This window comes from Paenibacillus sp. FSL W7-1332, assembly GCF_037969785.1.
GTDB lineage: Bacteria > Bacillota > Bacilli > Paenibacillales > Paenibacillaceae > Paenibacillus_AQ.
This window is the reverse complement of sequence record NZ_CP150209.1, coordinates 3,764,557-3,779,776: the sequence shown is the minus strand read 5'-3', so window position 1 is coordinate 3,779,776 and position 15,220 is coordinate 3,764,557. Positions and strand designations below refer to the sequence as shown.

At 41.9% G+C, this 15,220-nt stretch carries 15 protein-coding genes; 12 read left to right on the top strand and 3 right to left on the bottom strand.

What is annotated here, in order from left to right:
* Window positions 1-9: 9 nt before the first annotated feature.
* The 9 genes from MKX98_RS16855 to MKX98_RS16815 all read left to right on the top strand — a co-directional run bounded on the left by MKX98_RS16855 (window position 10) and on the right by MKX98_RS16815 (window position 8,102).
* Window positions 10-585, top strand: coding sequence for a dihydrofolate reductase family protein (locus MKX98_RS16855; protein WP_113059855.1), 576 nt, complete (start codon window positions 10-12; stop codon window positions 583-585).
* 296 nt (window positions 586-881) lie between these two features.
* Window positions 882-1,364, top strand: coding sequence for a dihydrofolate reductase family protein (locus tag MKX98_RS16850; protein ID WP_233354944.1), 483 nt, complete (start codon window positions 882-884; stop codon window positions 1,362-1,364).
* Between the two features lie 729 nt (window positions 1,365-2,093).
* Window positions 2,094-2,753 (top strand): hypothetical protein, encoded by a 660-nt coding sequence (locus MKX98_RS16845; RefSeq protein ID WP_339217238.1) that lies wholly within the window; start codon window positions 2,094-2,096, stop codon window positions 2,751-2,753.
* 434 nt (window positions 2,754-3,187) lie between these two features.
* Complete coding sequence (locus MKX98_RS16840; protein WP_339217236.1) at window positions 3,188-4,606, top strand: stalk domain-containing protein; 1,419 nt, start codon at window positions 3,188-3,190, stop codon at window positions 4,604-4,606.
* A 113-nt stretch (window positions 4,607-4,719) separates the two neighbouring features.
* The gene (locus tag MKX98_RS16835) at window positions 4,720-4,947 is read left to right on the top strand and encodes a stalk domain-containing protein (protein ID WP_339217234.1); all 228 of its coding nucleotides are present in this window, start codon (window positions 4,720-4,722) and stop codon (window positions 4,945-4,947) included.
* Entirely contained in the window at window positions 4,896-5,117 is a 222-nt protein-coding gene (locus MKX98_RS16830) for a copper amine oxidase N-terminal domain-containing protein (RefSeq protein WP_233354942.1), read from the top strand. Before MKX98_RS16835 ends, MKX98_RS16830 begins: the two co-directional genes overlap by 52 nt.
* 379 nt (window positions 5,118-5,496) lie before the next feature.
* Window positions 5,497-6,567 carry a serine hydrolase domain-containing protein gene (locus tag MKX98_RS16825; RefSeq protein ID WP_339217231.1) on the top strand — a complete coding sequence of 357 codons (1,071 nt, stop codon included), beginning with the start codon at window positions 5,497-5,499 and terminating at the stop codon, window positions 6,565-6,567.
* Window positions 6,568-6,753: 186 nt separating this feature from the next.
* Window positions 6,754-7,224, top strand: coding sequence for a hypothetical protein (locus tag MKX98_RS16820; RefSeq protein WP_339217229.1), 471 nt, complete (start codon window positions 6,754-6,756; stop codon window positions 7,222-7,224).
* Between the two features lie 173 nt (window positions 7,225-7,397).
* Window positions 7,398-8,102 carry a hypothetical protein gene (locus MKX98_RS16815; protein WP_339217227.1) on the top strand — a complete coding sequence of 235 codons (705 nt, stop codon included), beginning with the start codon at window positions 7,398-7,400 and terminating at the stop codon, window positions 8,100-8,102.
* Between the two features lie 712 nt (window positions 8,103-8,814).
* Here the strand turns inward: MKX98_RS16815 and MKX98_RS16810 are convergent.
* Window positions 8,815-9,183 (bottom strand): AraC family transcriptional regulator, encoded by a 369-nt coding sequence (locus tag MKX98_RS16810; RefSeq protein WP_339217225.1) that lies wholly within the window; start codon window positions 9,181-9,183, stop codon window positions 8,815-8,817.
* A gap of 598 nt (window positions 9,184-9,781) precedes the next feature.
* Here MKX98_RS16810 and MKX98_RS16805 point away from each other — a divergent pair.
* Window positions 9,782-10,573, top strand: a complete 792-nt coding sequence (locus MKX98_RS16805; RefSeq protein WP_233354940.1) for a phytoene/squalene synthase family protein — start codon at window positions 9,782-9,784, stop codon at window positions 10,571-10,573.
* A 235-nt stretch (window positions 10,574-10,808) separates the two neighbouring features.
* Here the strand turns inward: MKX98_RS16805 and MKX98_RS16800 are convergent, their stop codons facing one another.
* A complete protein-coding gene (locus tag MKX98_RS16800) occupies window positions 10,809-11,663 on the bottom strand; it encodes an AraC family transcriptional regulator (protein WP_339217221.1) in 855 nt (284 codons plus the stop codon).
* A gap of 107 nt (window positions 11,664-11,770) precedes the next feature.
* Between MKX98_RS16800 and gap the strand changes: the two genes are divergently transcribed.
* Together gap and MKX98_RS16790 are read left to right on the top strand one after the other, a co-directional pair.
* Complete coding sequence (gene gap / locus MKX98_RS16795; RefSeq protein WP_339224472.1) at window positions 11,771-12,772, top strand: type I glyceraldehyde-3-phosphate dehydrogenase; 1,002 nt, start codon at window positions 11,771-11,773, stop codon at window positions 12,770-12,772.
* A 219-nt stretch (window positions 12,773-12,991) separates the two neighbouring features.
* Window positions 12,992-13,171 (top strand): hypothetical protein, encoded by a 180-nt coding sequence (locus tag MKX98_RS16790; RefSeq protein WP_194542786.1) that lies wholly within the window; start codon window positions 12,992-12,994, stop codon window positions 13,169-13,171.
* Between the two features lie 435 nt (window positions 13,172-13,606).
* On the opposite strand, the gene MKX98_RS16785 is transcribed toward MKX98_RS16790, so the two are convergent.
* On the bottom strand, window positions 13,607-15,220 hold the full coding sequence (locus tag MKX98_RS16785) for a tetronasin resistance protein (RefSeq protein WP_220685201.1): 1,614 nt from the start codon (window positions 15,218-15,220) through the stop codon (window positions 13,607-13,609).

Sequence of the window (15,220 nt, the reverse complement as noted above, 5' to 3'; positions counted from 1 at the left end):
GTACTAAAGATGAGAAAACTCGTTCTATTTTTGCACGCATCGCTTGACGGCTTTGTAGAAGGGCCTAACGGTGAAATGGACATTGGCTGGGTTTCCTACGATGCTGATTTGGAGAAACACGCAAAAGAAATTCTGAGTACTGCCGACACTGTCATTTGGGGCCGTGGGACTTATCAGATGATGCACAGTTACTGGCCATCTGTGCCTTCGAACCCATCAGCTTCGCAGCATGAACGGAATCATGCCGAGTGGATCGAAAAGACAGCCAAAATCGTTTTTTCCACGACGCTGGAGAAAGTCGAATGGAACAATTCCAGACTGGTGAAAGAAGATGTCGAGGAAGAGATCAAGAACCTCAAACAGCAGCCAGGCGCGGATATGGTCATCCTCGGTAGTCCTAGATTCGCACACTACCTTATGCAGCTTGATTTAATAGATGAGTATAAAATTACGGTTTCTCCCGTCCTAATCGGCAGCGGGTTGCCGTTATTCCAAGGTCTCAAGGAGAAGATCAATCTAAAACTTATCGAAAACAAGACCTTTGATTCTGGAGCCATAGGCCTCGTTTACCAGACGGTTAGATGACCTTTCATTTAGATATCGTGTCCCCTTAGCACAATCTACTTTTGGAGACAAAAACTTTGAAGGCAGCCGACCTCAAATCGGCTGCTTTTTTCGTTGTATTCTATCGGGTTGTGCACATTAGCAATCCATGAGAAACCGGTCATGCTGTTGGATGATAAAATGTAGACCTAGAGGAGGCTGCATATGAAACGTATAATTCTGATGATGAATGTGCGAGAAAACCAGGAAGGAGAGTCAGTCGCATGGCAAAGATTGTTTTTGCGTTAAACCAGTCTCTGGACGGGTTCGTCGACCATATGGCATTTCAGCCCGACCCCGTGCTATTCCGTCATTTCATCGAAGACGTGCGCGGTCTAACGGGTTGCCTGTACGGGCGCCGCATGTACGAGACCATGCGGTATTGGGACGGGGACGGAGACCATTTTGAATGGGATGAGCCGGAACGGGAATACGCAGCTGCGTGGCAAAGCAAACCAAAGTGGGTGGTGTCGAGGACGTTAAAGTCCGTCGGTCCGAACGCTTCTCTGATCGAGGGCGACCTCTCGGCGGCCATACGTGGGCTGAAGGCTCAGCATGAAGGGGAGATTGAAGTTGCCGGGCCAGAGTTGGCGCACAGTCTAACGGAGCTCGGTCTCGTTGATGAGTATCGACTCTATCTCCATCCAGTCGTGCTGGGTGACGGCAAGCCGTTATTCGTCGGTCCACGGCCGCCACTGCGACTCGTGGCAAGCGATCGAATTGGCGAGCAGGTGATCAGGTTGACCTACGTTCCAGCCTAGTTTTGCGGTTGACCCAGCGACCTAAAGGGGCGATAGTTCAATAAAACAGTGGCAATCAATGACTTTATTTTTTCATTCTTGCCGCTGTTTGGGTTACTGTGTGTTAGTCTAGAACTTATTTTTTAAATGCTGACGACTTTCCAACTCTATAACGGCGTCATATCAACAACGAAAAATCTTGCAACTCATACCTCAGGATTACCGATATTGGCAACAATTCACATTTCGTCTAACAACAGATACAATACTTATTCAAATTTTACTGGGGATGATTTATCTGCCTTTTTATCTTATGCTGACTACACGGATAGCATTGATTCGTTTATATATAACGAGCCCATTAAAGATGGGTGAGACAGCCGTTATCCTTGGTACAGAAAAGCAGATTATTGAACGGACACACTTCTACTGGGAAAAGAGTCCCTCTTTGGGATCATTAAGTGCGGTACCGGCACGGCGATAGGCGGAATAACGTTTACAGGCTCATTAATCTTCCGTAACATAATAACTATGACGGAAGTTGTCACTATCATAATCTATAATAATTTTAGATTCTCGTTCATCTTACTACCCATAACTAAAATAATGGAGTGAATGGGAAAAAGGGATTTATTTCCGCTTTATTTCGAAAAAGGTAATATGGGATTAGAAGCATAAATTTTCTGAGATCCAGCAGGAAACTTAATCGAGTTGTATAATGAAATTCCAATGGAGTAGGGGGTGTATTGAATGAGTACTATAAATTATGAAGAATTTGTCCAATTAGTAGAAAAATATAAGATTCTTCCGTTCGCAGCGTTTATACCAGATTATCCATCGCTGACAACTGCAGCAGATAATAACGATTGGCATTCAGGAACCGGTTCGGATCCGTGGTTGTGGCGCATTCGGATTGTCCAAGACGGTGTTGCTGCATATGGAAAGTTTTTTAGTGATAAGGCCTGTTTCATTCAAACCGATTTTTTTCCCACAGTCAGGTTCATCCTGTCATCCGGCAAAACCATTGAGGTACGATATAATGACGGTCAGATATCAAGAACTGCGTATCATATCTATAATGTCTTGTGCGAGCATGGAAATATCGATTCGCGGAATTTGCGGAAATTGATCGGTTTGGATAAAAAAGAGAACAAAAAAGAATACGAAAAGTCACTGGTTGAACTACAGAATTATGGTGATGTCGTCATCACTGGAGCAGCAAAACAAAATGAAGATGATTCAGGCTGGAACAGTATGTGCTACCAACCTTCGGAATTATGGTTGAGCTCGATTCAGGCAAGAAGTGACGATGTGCTCGTCGATGATGCGAGGATTCGGTTGAAATCGGAATTGTCCGAAATTTGCTCTGAGAAATCTTTTAGATTCTTTGCAAAGAGACTAGCTCTCTGAACATGCTCCCCATGAGAGTTCTTCCGTGTGGAGGTTTACGTATCTACTGTAAGTAGAGAACAAATATATATTCTTTTTTCACCACCTCGCAATCACACGTCCAATCGAGCTTGTACGACAATAAGGACACGTCGATGCAAAACGTGTCCTTTTCTAAAATGTCGGGCGACAAGAACATGGACGCTTTGAAAGTCGCTATTAGCGGCTTTTTTTGTTTTATCAGTACAAGTTCTTTGTCCCAAGTCAAGGACAAGTTCTTGGTCCGATAGCCGATTAGACAGAAATCTAATTAATTTTCATCAGCAACTCTGCGTCCATGGAAGTATCACTTATTCATTTAGAGTCGTAACAGAGAAAAAAATGGGAGCGCAACTTTGTATCAGTTATAAGCGTAATTATCATTTGACACCAGTAGAAGAGGGGATAGAAACAAAATGAATAAGGTTTTACCTGGGCTAGTATTAGTTTTGGTAATGATGATTAGCTTGCCAGGAAAAGCATATATGGAGCAGGCTCCCCTGGATGTAAGCTTTCAGGACGAGCAGTTGGAGAAAGCAATAAAGCAGATTTTAAAAAAGGATGAAAGTGCAGCCGTTACACAGAAAGATATGCAATCATTAACCTTGGTTGATCTTTCAAATCGAGGAATTAAAAGCATTCAAGGCTTGCAATATGCTTCCAATGTGAAATATCTTGACTTGTCCAATAATGAAATTGACGATATTATGCCACTCAAGCCATTGACTAAGATTCGCGAACTTGATATTGCGGACAATCAGATCGCTTCAATTCAGGATTTGTCCGCCATGACGGATTTGGAAATGTTGATCGTAAACCGGAACCAAATTTCGTCGATTGATGTGATCAAGCAGCTTGGGCGTCTGCATACATTCGAAGCGAACGATAATCAAATCTCGAACATTACGCCATTATCGTCGGCCACAGAATTAACATGGTTACAACTGAACGGGAACCAGATCGCGAAAATTCAGCCCTTGAGCAGATTACCCAAGCTAAAGAATTTGGAACTAGCGAGCAATCGATTCTCGGATCTGAGCCCACTTAAGCCGCTGGCCAAAAGTTTAATGAGCCTTAACATCGGAAGCAATCGAATTTCGGATCTCCGTGCGCTTGAAGGGATGACGCTAATGAGGGCTCTTTCCGCGGAAAACAATCAGATCAAGAAACTAGATCCATTGAAAAAAATGTCTAACCTGTCTTCCTTGAATTTAAACTCTAATTTGGTTTACAATCTTGAACCTTTGAAATCCCTAAGCGAACTTCATTATTTACATCTAGCGGATAACCGTGTATGGAATTTGGATCCCATTCGAAATCATACGTTCGATCCTCCTCATTTTGACACGGGAGCAATTAGATACGCGTTGGATTTAAGCGGTAACTATTTGGATTTAAGAAGTACGACCCAAACGTATCAACTTCTCAATAAGCTCGGTGGAGATGGATCCCACCAACTGAAAGCCCAGCAATTAGTGATAGGGAGTAGAACTGCTTACGTAGGAGATAGTTCCTTTAAGTTAAGCGAAGCCCCGTTTATTGCATCGAGCCGCACTTATGTCCCATTTCGATTTGTATCCGAGCGATTGGGTTCGAAGGTAGGGTGGAACCAAAGCAAACAAGAGGTAACGATCAGCAAAGACAACACGACGATCCGTTGGAAAGTGAATGATAAGAAGGCAATCGTGAATGGAAGAACCGTTTCATTTGATGCGCCGTTACTGTTGAAGAAGAATAGTTCGTTTATACCCGTACGCTTCGTGTCCGAGCTGTTAGGATCTCCCGTAGAATACATGGCGAATCCCAAAACGGTACTCATATTTGAGCAAAAATAGCTTCATTACGTACTGCGTGATCCCTCCGGCATCATTTGCTGGAGGGTTTTATTTTAAAAAAACAAGGATTGAGTTAGGTCAAGGATATAATCGAACCGCGGGAGGAATCATCTATGAAAAAAACAATAATCGCACTAACTCGTTCTTTAGTGTGCACCTTACTAATCGGTAGTCCAGCGATAAGCTTCGCCAATAATGTTTCGAATACGATTGACAATGGAAAAATCGAAAATGGACGAATGCTGATTCCATTACGTGCTGTTTCAGAGAGATTCAATTCAGAAGTAACTTGGAACCAGGCAAAAAAAGCATTACGATTATTCGTGGCAAACGAGAGCTAGTGCTGCGTGTGAATTCTCGAACAGCTTTATTAAATAACGCCGCTTTCAGCCTTGATGTGCCAGCAAAAATCGATAATGGAACAACTTATGTACCCGCACGTGTTTTTGCTGAAGCTTTTGGCGGAACAGCACTGTGGTCCGGCGTGGGCAGACAAATTATAGAGCCATAATACGGACAGCTACACCAATGCTTTTTCCTTTAGATGCTGAAATGAACAAAAAACAAAATGCTGCCGATTTCAAATTACAAGCATATAAATTCATGAAAGCAGGGAAGTAAATGAAATGCGTGGAATAAATATACAAATTATCATTATTAGGAGGTTAAGAAATGTCGTTTCCTACACATATTGTATTGGCAGGCGATAGTGTAAAAGCTGGACACTACGGTAGGCTGCCATAATGCTCAGCTGCTGCTTCTCATTGATATAACGGGCCGGACTATTGAGAATTGGAAACGATTACATAATTTCCAAAACATGTTAATTGAATGTGATTTTACATTCGAATAATGTATGAATCATAAATTTAAAAGGAGTAACTTTTACAATGGAGGATTTAGAAATTATTGTTTCAGATTACACGAAAGATAAGAAACATTTACATCTTGTTATCGGGATTATTAGGGAGAAAGATATTGAATACCATTCATTTAGTAATAATAAAAAGAAAAGTATGATCCCTCCTGAAAATATGTTGTTTGAAATCGGCTCCATAACCAAAGTTTTCACATCCATACTTCTATTAGAAATGGAACGGGAAAAACTGCTTTCCTCGGATGACATGGTTGGTAAGTTCGTGCAAAACGTTGAAAACGATTATTTGAATAAGATTACCTTGAAAAGTCTTGCTACTCATACCTCAGGATTACCTATATTGGCAACAAACCACATATTAGCTAAAAAAAGATCGAATCCATATTCAATGTATACCGAGGAAGATCTAACTGCTTTTTTATCTGATGCTGACTACACGGATAGCATTGGTTCGTTTGGGTATTCCAATATCGGTGTGGCCTTACTGGGAAACATTCTATGTAAGGTGTCAGGAAGCAAGTATGACGAACTATTAAAAAAATATATTACGAGCCCATTAAAGATGAATGAGACAGCCGTTATGCTTGATTCAGAACAGGATGGCAGGTTTCTGAATGGACATGCTTCAACTGGTAAAAGAGTCCCTCATTGGGATCTTTCTATACATGAAGGAGCTGGGGGTATTAAGTCATCTGTTAGCGATTTGAGTTTATTTGTCCAAGCCAATCTATATGATGATAATCCGATAGCCTCTACGCTACAAAAAAGTCATCTCCCTATATGGAACGGAAATTCAAACCATTATTTTGGCTGGGGTGAGGATAAACTTCTAGATAAAGGTATCCTCTGGCATAACGGGGGTTCAGCTGGTTTTAATAGTTATCTGGCTTTCAACAAGGAACTCCGTGTAGGAGTTGTATTGCTATCAAATTATTCTTTTTTCTCGAATTCTCTTATGGATTATTATTTTGCTCAATTCATAAAATGGATTACTAAAAAAGAGCCTTCTCAGGGAACTATGATAGACTCTACAGGTAAAAAAATATTTGAAGCAATCATGTGTAGAGAAAAGTCATTAAAGTAACGGGAAACGTTAGCTTAATGAAGACATTTGAAGGCAGCCGACCCCAAAGCCGGCTGCTTTTTCCTCAATTAACGGGCAGGGTAGTTCAATGGTTTTCGCGAATACCCTACATATGGTTTATTTACGAAGTTCGTGAATAAGACGTTAGGCGAAAGTATAGAAATTTTCATAAAAGGAGGTCAAAACATGATTGGCCCGGTATTTCTAAGAGGTGAATTAATAAATAAGTTTAAAGAGCATCTCATCAACACTGAATATCATTATGTAATTCATAGCGGTATAGCAAATATAAATAGTATAGCTGAGAGATTTGAATTCGAAAAACTGGACGATCTACTCGATAAATTCATTGGCTCAGACTATCCTATAGTGTGCAAATCAGGAAGTAAAAGTGCAATTCCATTTTGGGATTACCACGTTGCTGTAAACAGTTCTAGGTATGATAAAGAGGTTGTCGTAACTGAATTGTTAATTCGAGAACCAAAGGACAGTAACATGACAAAAGGAGTTTTAATGGCTTTCTATATGTTGATTAATGACCGGTACAAATATGAAAGATTAATAGTACCTATAAAAATGACTGAAATTATTGGATATGAAGATATAGGGATTGATTCAAAAAATGATGAGACTATTTTATTTAGAAAGCATTCGTGAGTGTACTCGTGGAAGTCTATACCCTTCGCCTAACACAATATTCACGCGTCGGACATTCGTCCTCGGTCCAGCGTTCGCCGGACACCCAGCATTCGCGGGGTCGTGAATACAGGAACGTTATAAGAAATCACCGCAAAACAAAAAAAACCAAATCGATGAGAGTGATTATTTGAATGGGGAATAATAAATTTCTATTTGTACTTTTAATTCTTCTTATTCTAGTTGGATGTAATGGAGAAACATTTGAACCTGAACAAGTGACTAAAGAGAGCAAAACAATTGAATTCATTAACGATGACCATGATATTTATGTTTATGGGAGATTATCAGAACATGGTGATAAGATTTCAGATTTTGTTATTAGATATAATAAGGGTGAAGTTGGCCCGTTTCAATGGATCCAAAGTTCGTTGAGAGATCCGATAATTTACATTGAAGATATTAATCAAGATAATCAAAATGAAATCGTCTTTATCAACATTTTAGATCATGGAACTGGAATTATACTTTCGGAAGCGCATGTAATATCAATCAATTCGGTCGAAGCCATCGTTGAACCTATACAAGATATTATCAAAGAGAATGTAACATTTTCAGGAAGAAAAGTTTATTTAGGAGATAGCTTGATATATGAATCATCAAAGTATGGTGACTTAAAGGCATATTATGACGCTTGGATAAACTATAAAGTGGTCGATAGGAAGTTAATTGGTGGTATGAGAATTGGTGATGGCAGAACAGAACAATATGCCGGTTATTTGGAAGTGGAGTATGCTTTTCGCGAGGGGAAATATATTGCACAAGAAATTAGACACATTGATGACGACAAGATGCAAACCGAAGGAACACCGTTACAATTTACAAAACGAAAGAACTAGTGAGTAAGGCTTCGAAGGCGGGGACATCTTATAACACCATGTTCACGCATCGGACATTCGCCCTCGGTCCGGCACGAAGTTAGTAGCGGATTCAGAGAGGTATTTCAGTTGCAGGGAAGCGGAATCAGCCGGACACACCCGCACCACCTAACCGCATCGCGGCTGCTCCCTTTGGTCACTTAAGGGTAGTGAGGGTTCGTGAATGCCTGAACGTTAGCCGAAAGCTGAATAGAGCATAAAGTAGAGGACCTGAATAAATCTAAAAATATCATAACTATAATAGCAGTTGTAGTTATAATTCTAGTTGTTTTTCTAATATATTCTATGAATTTACAATTGAACAGTAAAGAGATTTTAAAATACAAACAAAACATCATTGATATGTACAAATTATGATGAATTTACTCAATAATATCGTACGGTCCCGTCATCCGGATCGGCCGCTTAGCATCCCCGTCTCCCTAAGCGAGAGAGACAATTCGTGGTGTCCGACAAGGCCAGGCCTACCACTGCCGGAACAGGAAGATCATCTTCGAGCGGTTCATCCGCAGCGATAACAAGAAGCACATCGCGGCCTGGCCTTGGCCATACGTTCAGCAGGTTGCTGGCGCAAGCTTAAGGCAGGCAGCTAACGCTTAGGGGAAGCTCGGAACAAGGAAGCGTATTTGTTCTTTCGCTTCCGACTATTGTATAGAGGGGATTGTGGCAGGCATTAGACCCGGTTCGTTTTCCGGTAAGCGGAAGGACTGACTTTCATTAGCTTTGTGAACACGCGGCTGAGGTAGAAGCCATTGTTGAAGCCGCAAGCCAATGCGATCTGCTCTAAATTCAGCTGGGTATCGACGAGCAAGGACTTTGCTTGCTCCAGCCTAATATGGCTTAAATAGCGCGAAGGAGTCATCCCCACGATTCGGGAGAATCTGCGGGTGAGCTGAACGGGACTGATGCCCAGCTCGTTCGCAAGCACCAGCATGCTCATGTCCTTATAGGCGTTCTGCTGGATATAGAGCCGTGCCTGTTCCATCAGAGGATCGGCAGGTTCTTTGTCTTCGTCAACCACGCCGGCCGCTATCGACTGCAAACAAAACAGCCAAATATCGACGCAGCTCACATGTTTTATCTAGCGGAGAATTATAAAGCGTTGATGCTAGGGAAGTTGAAACCACACCTTGAAAGACTGAAAAAGATCCAAGATCATTTTTCAAGACATAAATAAGTGGAATGCGAGGAATGAGTTCATCAGGAACCTATCGGAAGTAGACCTCATTGCCGAAAAGCTCTGTAAGTGAAGAAATCCCTGATGTTCATCTTTGTATAATCGGAGAAGAGGATGATTTTGTACTGGCTTCTCCCTTTAGATGATTAAGTTAAGCGATATAAAATACCTAATAATAATGTTACATTCGTATGGATTTAATGAATGAATCCTAAAATAAAATTCGATCCATGTTAGAATATCTCACCAGCCGTTGAGTAGATTGGCAGCCATTTTTTTGTGAAGTATGACCTTTAGATGCCCAATCTTTATGTGGATTCATAAGGGTGTTTTTTCAACACATCCGTTACTGTGGGATACTTTTTGGTTAAAATGCGGTAGAGTATGTTATTATCGCAGTAAAGCAATACGTCATTTAAAGCTGAGATACTATTTGGAGGGAGCACTCATTAATAACATCGCAATGAAAGAAGCAATGTCCATGTTAAAGAAAACGAGCCGCACTTTTTTTATACCAATAAGTTATTTGGATTCAGGATTAAGGGAAGCTGTTGCATCAGGCTATTTATGTATGCGGGCCATAGATGAAATCGAGGACCACAATGAACTCGCTGACGAACTGAAGGTGGAACTACTTCTTGAGATTTATGAAACATTTAAAACTCAGGATGTTATGGAAACCCAATTCATACTATCTCCTCATCGGACGGTATTACCAGCAGTTACGATGCAAATAGGTAAATGGGCCCTTCTATGTCCGTCTTCCAGTGCCGATATCGTATATCGGTACATCTCAAAGATGGCGTTACATATGGCTGAATGGGTTCAAAACGGGTGGAGCATTCATACAGAAGAGGATCTGGACCGATATACCTATAGCGTGGCAGGTATGGTTGGAGAGATGTTATCGGAGCTTTGGTATTGGTATGACGGAACTCGATCAGATCTAACGAAAGCGATTGCTTTCGGACGAGGTCTACAAGCGGTAAATATCCTCCGTAATAGAGAAGAGGATCTTAAACGTGGCGTTGACTTCTTTCCTGATGGTTGGGGATATAAGGAGATGCAACAGTACACACACCGCAATCTACAGATTGCCGACTCTTATATCGCAGAGCTGAAGGATGGCCCAGCATTAAAGTTTTGCAAGATTCCATTAGCGTTAGCCCATGCTACAGTCAACCTCATCGCTTCAGGTGGAAATAAATTAACGAGGGATGCGGTTCTAAAAATTGTGAATCGTGTGACTGGATAAATTTAATTGTCCATATTTATTACTGTTCATCGTTTGTCGGGCGATACGATCATGGTCCCATTGAAAGTCGCTAATTTAGCGGCTTTTTTGTTTTATCGGTACAAGTTCAGCGATGTCCGGGCAATATTACCGCATTTGGGAGCATTACCTGATCCTGGCACTCATTTATTTTTTCTCACCTACAGCCTCAGCAAGCAGCTGAATTATGCGCCCAAGCCAGTCAAAGTTTCCTTCATTATTGGGCAGCAGAGAACTTGCGGGAAATTTCCCGATATGCTGTTGGTGACATGCCTTTTTTAGCCGTAAATTGTTTAATGAAGTAAGTGTCATACTCAAATCCGGTAGCTCGTGCAATTTCATTTAAGCTCATGTCGGTATGAGTCAGAAGATTCCCCGCAACCTTCAAGCGGTGCGACATTAAGTAGCCCATCGCTGTGGACCCGCATCTTTCCTGAAACATCTTATTGAGCGAAACGCGGTTCAAGTACGCGCACTTTGTTAAATCTTCCAGGGTGATTTTGTTCGAATAATTGGTGTGTATATATTCCAGAACCAAATCCACAGGTGATTGTTCACTGTGACGGTTTAAATCTTCAAGCACTCCCATGATTTGAATAAAATATTTTTTTATTCTACATGCCCAGAGTGCATCGCTTTGCGCATACACTTCCGTGCCAAGCACAAAAAACCACTCCAATAATTGTGGATATGCCTTCTCGGTTATGCGAGGTATGCCCGTTCGTTCAGGAGACTTACGAAACAGCGAAAGACCTGTTTGTATTTTCAAATCGGTCGGAAAGTAATCTGCTGTTTCAGCATGAGGAGTTGAGTTAAGAAAATCCGGATGAAAACAAAATGATGATGCAGAAGCGTTGTGCTTTTCTAATACTTGTATCGTATCCTCTGCAGACAAACAAAGAATTGCTGGTGCTGAAATGGTGACTGGGCGTTCGTTCAATATCCCTTTTATACTTCCACTCGTAACAAAAACAAGAGTATAACGCTCTGGGTAGGGGAATTGTGCAAAATCCTCGAAAGCTACAAATTCGATATGTACCGTTCTGTTTTTATGGCGGTCAATTTGTGGCATGGTACTCACCTGACAGATAGTATAGTTAAATGCTTCACTTATGACAGTGTATCACAAAATTTCAAGGGATATAATTTGGATGTTGACAAAGAAAGGTGGTTATGATGATGGCAATCAACATCGCAATTAACGGTTTTGGCAGAATTGGCAGACTTGCATTTCGGCAGCTTTTTGATACTGATGGATATAGAGTTGCAGCCATCAATGATCTTACAAGTCCGCAGATGCTTGCGCACCTGCTGAAGCACGACACCACGCAAGGACGTTATGATGCCAAGATTGGTTATAGCGAAAACAGCTTGAACGTGAACGGTGTGGATATTCCGATCTATGCCGAAAAAGACCCAGGAAAGCTCCCGTGGAAAGAACTGCAAATTGACGTTGTTCTGGAATGCACTGGCTTCTTCGCATCGAAAAAAGCGTCAGCAGCACATATTGAAGCAGGTGCCAAAAAGGTGCTGATCTCCACCACAGCCGGGAAGGATGTTCCCACTATTGTTTTCGGTATCAATGAACATACGTTGGCTAAGAACGATACCATTGTTTCGGCAGCTTCCTGTACGACGAACTGCCTCGCGCCAATGGCGTATTTCTTGAACGAGCTTGCACCACTCAAAAAGGGCTTTATGACCACCATACACGCTTACACAAACGACCAGAACACCTTGGATGGACCCCATCCTAAGATCGACCTGCGGCGGGCGCGTTCTGCGGCGGGCAACATCATCCCGACCTCGACCGGAGCAGCAAAAGCAATCGGGCTAGTGATCCCGTCCTTGGATGGCAAGCTGGATGGAACATCGCAAAGAGTGCCGGTCATGGCGGGCTCACTGACAGAATTAACCGCAGTGGTAGGCGGCTCCGTGACAGTAGAGCAGGTCAACAAGAAGATGGAACAGTCCCAGTCGAAAGAATATGGGTATACAGATGAACAGCTTGTTTCGTCTGATATTATCGGCATGACTTACAGCAGTTTGTTTGACGCCACACAGACAAAGGTAACAGAGCTAGGAACAGATACATTAGTGAAAATTGCTGCGTGGTATGATAACGAGAACTCCTTTACCAGCCAGTTAATACGCACCGCAAAGTACCTAGCAAAATTATAAGGTTTTACGGGAAAAGGGGCTGTCCGCAAATTGTTCGCATGACTGGGAACATAACATAACATCGAAAACATAGAAATATTTCAACAAATAAAGAATGGGAGAGAGCTTGCCATTCTTTATTTTTATATTTGCCTTTCATCCAAAGGTTACATGACTAATCCATGATAAAATATTAGGAGACTATACTCGGTAAAAGTTTTATTAGGAGTTGAGAACAGCATGAATTACTACAAAGGAGCAGTACCTGGATCAGATAACTTCATTTATTTTAAAAGCGAAGTCAAATTGAAGGAAAGTGATGTTGTGGTTTTAGATGATAAGAAGTACTTCATTGAGAGTATCGATAACGGATTGTTGATTCTTCAGAGGGTTGGATCAATTATATCAGTGAGTGTGTAAATAGGCATACAGCTATGAACTATGCAATCAGAAATCTTGGCTCTATCGAACCTACTGATTAAATTAGAAATAAATCAGTGTTCAGTTTTATTATTTAAGATGATCAATAGGTGTATATGTCATTCGTGAGTTAGCCGTGAATGAAATCAAGGGCTTGCCAAGAGACCACAATTATCAATTGCTTCGAATTCCGCTAAATCATAACTTCACATATTATCACAAAAAGAGAGGTAAGTTGGTTGGGATGAATGCGGTTGATCATGAGCATTTTCATATCAAAGATGGGAGAGACATGCATAAGTTCGTTTTGATTAGACACCAAACCGGTGAGTGGCCATCTATAAAATGCAGAAAAACGGGCCGAAATTATACCTTTCAGCCCGTTTTTTGCTTATCATTTCAAAGTATAATGTAAATCACGAATCTTTTTTCCTGCTAAGCTCCTTCCACCATATCCCGTCTGCGATATCCCAAATAGCCCATAATCATCAAAGCAACACTGATCACTGAGATCGTAATAAAGGTTGCTGCATCAAACGAATCTACCGGCATCCGCGGAATCCAACTTTGAACGGCTGTTTTCGAGAACCATTCCGGCAAATCGAGAATGCCGCCGAAATAGTTTAATGCAAAAGAATAGCCAAGATACGCATATACGGCTTTGCCTAGTCTTGGTGCCCAACCTAAAGCCAAAGCGGCAAGTGCAATAAAGAACAACACGGAAGGCAGGAAGTTATAGCCAGCGGCCAAAAAATCCCTCATATTCATGGACGAGCCGTCACCCAGGGCAGAAATGGCCGTCCCGCCAAGTCCGCTTGAAGCTAGCAAAATGCCAACGATTCCAGCAACAATCGCCAAAATGACACTCGTCCAATAGAGCTGAGCTCGAGTCACTTTTGTTGCATAAAGCTGGCTTAAATGCTGTCGCGCTTCTTCCGAGAAAAGTTTGTTCACGATCGCAATCGGCAAAATGGAAACCAATCCAATCATGACCATCATAATGGTCCCGGTGAAGGCTTCTTCGATGGAAACGCCGGATATCGTAAACATTTGACTCATGATTTCATTGCTTTCAAGGAACGTCTGCATATCTCCATAAATCGAACCATAGGCTGCTCCCATGACGACGAAAGCAATCAACCAACTGATCATTACGCCTTTGTTCAGCTTTGTAAACAGGCCGGGTACGGACAGCAATGATTTTTTTGCCGACTCCCGGCCATCTCTTTCTGGTAAATAACCGGCACCCATATCTCGACCGCCTTCAAGGACAAAAGCGATGATCACGACAATAACGCTGAAGACTATAGCCAAAATCAGGGGGACCCCATTGTTTTCTGTAAATGGATAAGTCAGATAAGTCCAACCCATCGGATTGATCATGGAAAAATCAACATTCGACACATCCGTTCCGGCTCGGACAATATAGAGCAAGCCTACAATTCCGAGCGATGAACCGGTTGCACCGGATGAAGTCGGCATAATTTGCGCCATAACTAAGGCAATTACGGCTCCCAAGATCCCGGCCATTCCAATGGATGCGCCAAACAAAAAGGATCCTTCGGCCGAAATCGTATCTACGCCAAAGCTAGTCATCATTCCGCCAATAACGAGGGCTAATAGAATATTGATCATGACGACTTCGGCAATCACCGCAAGCGAATTGGCTTGACGGCCTACTTGAAAGGAGCGTACGAGTTCAGTAAGCCCAAGATCTTCTTCTTTGCGAGTATGGCTTACCACATGCAAAGCAGCGATAATCATCGCAAACAAACCGCAGAATAACAACATTTCGTGCGCATACATTGCACCCAAAGTATAATCCGCTGCGTTCTCAATCGGTGTAGGACCAACCATGGAAATCATAGCAGGATTTTGCAAGGTTTCATACATTCCCTGCAAACCTTGGCCCTTGCCCATTTCTTCAAAAGCCGGAACAAATCCGGCTGAAAACAAGCCTAAACCTAAAACCCAGATGATGATTTTTTTCCAATCACGTTTCAGGTATTGGACGAATAGTACTCGCGAACGCGCAAATTTTTCTTGCAT